1 protein-coding gene and 1 pseudogene are annotated in these 1052 nt (G+C 75.4%); one reads left to right on the plus strand and one right to left on the minus strand.

The genetic code is table 11. From position 1 onward, the window contains the following. Positions 1-459, minus strand: a pseudogene (locus tag AB0I68_RS39165) (DUF885 domain-containing protein); the annotation flags it as partial. A gap of 53 nt (positions 460-512) precedes the next feature. Between AB0I68_RS39165 and AB0I68_RS39170 the strand changes: the two are divergent. After that, positions 513-1052 (plus strand): GntR family transcriptional regulator (locus tag AB0I68_RS39170; RefSeq protein WP_363182221.1); only part of this gene is annotated, 540 nt, incomplete at its 3' end.

Raw genomic sequence — 1052 nt, forward strand, 5'->3', positions numbered from 1 at the left:
GGCGGCCAGACCACGGGCGAGCGGCAGCGTGGCGTCGGCCAGCGGCGCGGGGACCCGGTCCAGTGACTCGACCGCCGCGTCCACGGCGTCCGGCCACCGGCCCAGGTGGGCCGACCGAGCCGCGTCCCGCTCGTTCTCGGGCGCGTAGGGGCGGTCATAGCCGGTCAGGTCCAGGTTCTCGATGTGCCACAGGGGATTGCTGCGGTGCAGTTCCAGTTCGCCGAAGCGGACCCGGAGGGCTTCCTCTGCGGCCGCTGCGTGCGCCTCGTCGTGCGGGTCCTCATAGGGCTCGGTGCCGCCGGGTCCGCCGAGCGCGGCGAGGCCGCGTCGTACGCCGTCCGGGGACAGGTCCTGGACGGTCCCGTCGTACTCGTGCCGTCCCGCGCCGTCCCGCGCCGCGAAGACGGAGAGGTCGCAGACGGCAGCCAGCCGGGGATCAAGGGGTGAGGTGGAGGTCATGCCGTTAGCCTCGCGTCAGGGCAGCTCGTGCTCCCGTGCCAATGGAGGGGAATGTGGACCGGAACCGTGAAGCGCCCGAGCTGGACGAGCTGATCGACCTGCTGAGCGACTGGAGTGCGGGCGAGGGACCGCTGTACCAGCGGCTCACCGACGCGTTCGGCCGGGCCGTGCGGTCCGGGGACCTGCGCGCCGGCGACCACCTCCCGTCCGAGCGGCGGCTCGCCGACGCCCTCTCGGTCAGCCGGGCGACGGTGGTCGCCGCGTTCGACGTACTGCGCGGGTCGGGCCTGGTCGAGACGCGTCGGGGCAGCGGCACGCGGGTGTCAGAAGGGGCGGCCGGCCGCCGTGTGCCGACGGACGGGCGGGTGCGCGGCGGACGGGCCACCGCGGTGGTCCAACGGCTGATCACCCAACCGCCGGACCTCATCTCGCTGGGGCAGGCGGCCGAGGGCGGTGGTCCGGATCTGGCCGGGGCACTGCTCCAGCTGGTACGCGAGGACCTGCCCGGCCTGGTCCGCGAGTCGGGCTACCACCCGGCCGGGCTGCCCGCGCTGCGGGGGGGGGTGGGCGCCCCCCCCACCCACCCCCGCCAC

It is taken from the genome of Streptomyces sp. NPDC050448, assembly GCF_040655295.1.
In the GTDB taxonomy this organism is placed as follows: Bacteria; Actinomycetota; Actinomycetes; order Streptomycetales; family Streptomycetaceae; genus Streptomyces.